At 70.2% G+C, this 5,173-nt stretch carries 4 protein-coding genes; 2 read left to right on the top strand and 2 right to left on the bottom strand.

Annotation, left to right across the window (positions count from 1 at the left end; translation table 11 throughout):
• Positions 1-942, bottom strand: a 942-nt coding sequence (locus GRX66_RS16460; RefSeq protein ID WP_201293069.1) for a potassium transporter TrkA, incomplete at its 3' end; no start/stop codon positions are given.
• Positions 943-1,171: 229 nt separating this feature from the next.
• Between GRX66_RS16460 and GRX66_RS16455 the strand changes: the two genes are divergently transcribed.
• Complete coding sequence (locus GRX66_RS16455; RefSeq protein ID WP_159527489.1) at positions 1,172-2,488, top strand: aminotransferase family protein; 1,317 nt, start codon at positions 1,172-1,174, stop codon at positions 2,486-2,488.
• 93 nt (positions 2,489-2,581) lie between these two features.
• Positions 2,582-3,754, top strand: a complete 1,173-nt coding sequence (locus GRX66_RS16450; protein ID WP_159527488.1) for an NAD-binding protein — start codon at positions 2,582-2,584, stop codon at positions 3,752-3,754.
• Between the two features lie 5 nt (positions 3,755-3,759).
• Here the strand turns inward: GRX66_RS16450 and GRX66_RS16445 are convergent, their stop codons facing one another.
• Positions 3,760-5,085: a universal stress protein gene (locus GRX66_RS16445; protein ID WP_325064162.1), complete on the bottom strand. Its 1,326-nt coding sequence runs from the start codon at positions 5,083-5,085 to the stop codon at positions 3,760-3,762.
• Between the last annotated feature and the right edge of the window lie 88 nt (positions 5,086-5,173).

Here is a 5,173-nt window from a genome sequence, read left to right as displayed (position 1 = left end):
GACGGACGACGCGGGCGTCGTCGGCTGCCAGCAGGGCTTCGGCGTCCGTCCGTTCGACGGCCACGGTGACGCGGCCCTCGCCGCCCGTCGTGGTCGGGGCGGGCGTCGCGGGCACCGCCGTTTCCTCGTCGTCCTCGCCGGTCTCACCGGCGTCTCTTCGCGGGCGGCCTGGGTCGTGCTGGACTTCGCAGAGACCACCGCGCCGTCCACGCGACCCGCACTCGTCAACACCGATACGGTGTCGCCGCGAGCGATGCCCGTCGGCAGGAGGGCGGACACCGACACCGAGCGCTTCCCGACCGGGGTGCGCTTCGAGACGCCCGCGGCCGGCGGGGCGGCGGCGACGCTCGCGCGGCCGTGCTCGTCGACCGTCACCGACGCTTCCTGGACGTCGAACTCCGAGCGCAGTCGGTCCGCGAACCGGCTCTCGAGCTCCGACAGCCGGAGGTCCGCGGGGAACCGCCAGTTCGTGTTCCGGATGTCGGTCCGCAGCGATTCGGGCACCGGCGGATAGCCCTCGAGGTCGCGGACGGCGCCGACGACCTTCACCGAGACCTCGTTCCGGCCGCCGACGAAGTCGATTGCCTCGGCGTTGAGAGTTCGGTCGCGCAGCGACCGCAGGCTGAGGCGCCGCGGCAGCGTCGCGCCGAGTCGGTCGCCGACCGCGTGCGTGTAGAACGTCAGCAACGCGACCACGAGCAGCGCGACGATGAGCGTCGTGGAGTTCGCCGCCTGCGTGATCGAGGGGTCCGCGAACGCCAGCAGCCCGCCGTTGACGCCCGCGAGCGCGACGCCGAGCACGACGACACCGAATGCGGGAATCGAGAGCCCGGTGACGTACCGGAACAGGAACCCGAAGCCGAACGCCACGAGCGCCGGAATCACGCCCGCCAGCAGCCCGAGATAGATGCCGTGCAGCGCTTGCACGGGAGTAGATGCCATACGTCCGGCGACTCGCGCCCGAGGCAAAACCCTACCGCCTGTGGAGCGACTGCGAGCGCGACCGCCGAGCCAGTGGAGACACGAGCACGACCGCCGAGCCAGCGGAGAGGAGCCCGTGGGAAACGCCCAGCAGCGAGACAGTTCCGGGGGAAGATATCCCCCTGATATCGGAGGAATGCAGATATTGTTCGCGCAAGACTTAATGAATCCTGAATCGATTCTGCGGACTATGGTTGTCTCTGAACGCAGTGAACAGCGACCGAGGGAGATCACACACTGGTCTGACCCCCACAGCGAAACCACGTCCATCGTCGAGGGGAGCGGCGTCTACGTCTACGACGACGACGGCGACGAGTACCTGGACTTCTGTTCACAGCTCTACTGTTCGAACCTCGGCCACGACAACGACGAGGTCGCGGCCGCAATCGCCGAGCAGGTCGGCACGATCCCGTACGTCTCCTCGGCGAAGCGGTCGCCGGTCCGCGAAGAACTGGCCGGCCGCCTCGCGGACATCTCCCCCGGACGCCTCTCGGACACGTTCTTCTCGATTTCCGGCAGCGAGGCGAACGAGATGGCCGTCCACCTCGCGCGCGAGTACACCAACTCGAGCAAAGTGCTCACCCGGTGGCGCTCCTACCACGGCGGCACGTACGGCGCGGGGAGCCTGACGGGCGACCCGTCGACGCGCGCCGCACTCGAACAGCACGCCCAGACGACCGGCACCGCCCGGTTCCTCCCGCCGATTCCGCGCGCCTTCGGGACGGACGACCCCGAGGAACTCGCTCGGCTCGCCGCCGACCACCTCGAGTTCGTCATCCGCAACGAGGGCCCCGACTCCATCGCCGCGATCCTCACCGAACCAGTCGCGGGCACGAGCGGCGCGTTCGTCGGCCCCGCGGACTACTTCCAGCGCGTCCGCGACATCTGCGACGAGTACGACATCCTCCTCATCTCGGACGAGGTCATCGCGGGGTTCGGCCGCTGCGGGGAGTGGTTCGGCATCGAGACCGAGGACGTCGTCCCGGACATGATAACGTTCGCGAAGGGCGTGACCGGCGCCTACGTGCCGCTTGCGGGCGTCATCGCGCCGCCGGAAATCGGCGACATGGTCGCCGAAGAGGGCATGGACCTCGGGCAGACGTTCGGCGGCCACCCAGTCGGCTGTGCCGCCGGGAACGCAGCGATCGACGCCTACGCGGACGGCGTCATCGAGAACGTCCAGGCCAACGAGCCGGTGCTCCGGGACGGCCTCGCCGACCTCGAAGCCGAGTACGACGTCGTCCACGACGCGCACGGCCGCGGCTTCCAGTGGGGCGTCGAGTTCGCCGACCCCGAGACCGGCGAGCCGTTCCACGACCCGCGCACCGACGACGGCGACAACCCCGTCGACGACCTGCTCGGGACCTGCCGCGAGAACGGCGTCATGTTCGGCGCCGGCCGACCGACGATCCAGGTCGTGCTCTCGCCGCCGCTGATCGCGGACGCCGACGAACTCCGGGCGGGCATCGACGCGCTCGCGGACGGCATCGAGACCGTCTTCTACTGACCGCCCGCCGCGACACCGGCCAGTCCTCAGGGCCGACTCCGTTCGCAAGGACACGCCGTTGCCGTTAAGGCACCCGGTCACGGCCGTGTTGGTATGGACCTCCCGGGCGTCGAACAAGTGACGGGCCGTGCAGCCGTCGCCGTGACGCTCACTGTCGCCGCGCTGTCCGTCGGCGTCGGCATCCTCGGCATCGTCGACCCGACGGCGAACTTCGGGCCGCTGGCCGAACACATCCCGCCCGCAATCAGCCAGACGGCGGGATTCACGGGGGCGCTCACCGGGTTCCTGATGGCGATGAGCGCGTTCGGCCTTCGGCGCGGCCTCCGCGCCGCCTGGTACTCGACGATGGTTCTGCTCCCGGTGACCGCCGTCCAGGGACTCGTGCAGGCCAGCCCGTACTCGGTGCCGCTGGTCGTGCTGTCCGTCCTCTCGTTCCCGCTGCTGGCGGTGGCCCGCGACCGCTTCGACCAGCCGATTTCGCTGTCCACCAGCCAGCTCGCGGCTGGCGGCGCCCTGTTCGGCGTGCAGGCGTACGGCACCATCGGCACGTACGCGCTCCGCGGCGAGCGCGGCTTCACCGACATCTCCACGATGCTGGACGCGTTCTACTACTCGCTCGTGACGTCCAGCACCGTCGGCTACGGGGACATCACGCCGGTCACCCAGGAAGCGCGGCTGTTCTCGCTGTCGGTGGTCGTGCTCGGCACCGCGAGTTTCGCCATCGCGCTCACCGCACTGCTCGGCCCCGCGCTCGAAGCGCGGTTCGCGAGCGCCCTCGGACGCATGACACAGAGCGACCTAGAGTCCCTCGACGGCCACGTGGTCGTCGCGGGCTACGGCGACCTGACGGAACCGATTCTGACCGAACTCGCCGCCCGCAACCGCGAGTTCGTCGTGCTGACCAGCGACGATCGCGACGTTTCGGTGCTCCGCGGGCGGAACCTGAACGTGCTCGTCGCAGACCCTGCCGACGACGACTCGCTCCAGCGAGCGGGCGTGGACCGCGCACGCGCCGTGGTCACTGCGACGAACGACGACGGCGAGGACGCCCTCGTCATCCTGACGATCCGCGAGAACCACCAGGACGTCCGCGTCGTCGCCGCGGCGAGCGATCAGGAGAACGAGGCGAAACTCCGGCGCGCGGGCGCGGACACCGTCATCAGTCCGGCAGTCATCGGCGGACGCCTGATCGCGCGGTCCGCGCTCGGCGACCAGACGGCCGAACAGGAGGCCGCGGACGTCGGCGACGAACCAGACGCCGCATAGCCGCGCTACGCGGTGTGCACGACGGCGATGTCGGTGTCCAGGTCGCGGACGCGCTCGTAGGTCGGCCGGGAGAAGAACTTCGACGCCGCGGAGCGGTCCGTGCTCGCGCCGAGGAACACGAGGTCGTAGTGCGCGTCGTTGCGCTCGATGAACGACTCGATGGGCGACCGCGACACCCGCGTCTCGCAGCGCGCGTTCACCGTCTCCGTGAGGTTCGCGAGCATCGCCTCCGCGGTGCGGCGCTTCTGCTCTGTCTCGATGCACGAGCAGACGCTGACGCTGCCGCTGCGGCCGGCGAGGCGTTCCGCGTAGTCCAGCATCGCGTGCGCGACGTCCGACGCGCTGCGCACGGGGACCATGATGCGCTTCCAGCGGGTGCGCTCGGACGCCGACTGGAGCGCGACGACGTCGATTGAGCTCCCGAACAGCGACCGCAGGAACTGCGTCACGCCGCCGCGGTCGTCGTACTCGAAGGGCGTGACGACGAGGTCGCAGTTCGCCTCCTCGGCCGTCGAGAGCACCGTCTTCGCGTCGTCGCCGTCGGCCACCGCGACGACGGCGTCGCAGGGGACGCCGACTTTCGTCTCGATGGTGGCGGCCTGCTGTTCGAGGCGGCGCGCGGCGGCGTCGGCAGCCTCCTCCTCGGCGGGCGATTCCGGGTCCTCGACGTAGTCGGGGTGGTCGCCGGTCTCGATCGTTTCGCGCTCCGCCGCCGCGATGGCTTCGTCGTCGACGATGTCCAACAGCACGACTTTCCCGGCGTCGTGAGCGGCGGCGATGCGCGCGCCGAGCATCGCGGCCTTCGAGGCGTCCGGCCCGCGCATCGGCACGACGACGTGGTCGTCGACCTCGGTCGTCCGGTAGAGGTAGCGTGCGCGCTGCTCGTAGACCTCCGCGCGCCACACCACGAACACGATGGCGACGAGCGTCGTCGACAGCGCGACCCCGACGACGTACGCGAACTGCGCGGTCCCGGTGATGAGCACGAGCAGCGCCGTCGAGAACGCCGTCGGGAGTTCGAGGTCGAGCAGCCAGGTCGCCGCCCCCGTGAACAGGACGCCGAGCGCGGCAGCCCCGGCGTTGACGCCGAGCTGCCCTGGCGGAATGCCGTAGACGACGGTCGCGGTGAACTCCAGGGCCGCCCACCCGCAGAGCGCGCCGACGGTCATCCCGCCGACGAACGTCAGGGGGTCCGAGTACCTGCCCTCCGGCTCGGAGAACAGCGTGTACGTCCCCGACGCCAGCGGCGGGAACAGCAGGAACGACACCGCGCCGACGCTGTTCGCCAGCAGCGTCACCAGCCCAACGAGCAGCGGCACGAACAGCAGCACGGAGACGTGCAGGAGGTTGCTGGTCGCTCAAGCCAGCGCCGGAACTGCCGGAGTTCGCGGCGCTCGACGCGGGCGAGGCGTCGGCGGG

Source organism: Halobacterium bonnevillei, from assembly GCF_009831555.1.
Lineage (GTDB): Archaea > Halobacteriota > Halobacteria > Halobacteriales > Halobacteriaceae > Halobacterium > Halobacterium bonnevillei.
The sequence above is the reverse complement of the archived record's forward strand: the minus strand, read 5'-3'. Positions and strand labels throughout refer to the sequence as shown.

What these genes read in the sequence shown, in the direction of transcription:
- GRX66_RS16455 (WP_159527489.1), top strand. Translation starts at nt 1,172, where the DNA reads ATGGTTGTCTCTGAACGCAGTGAACAGCGACCGAGGGAGATCACACAC.
- GRX66_RS16450 (WP_159527488.1), top strand. Translation starts at nt 2,582, where the DNA reads ATGGACCTCCCGGGCGTCGAACAAGTGACGGGCCGTGCAGCCGTCGCC.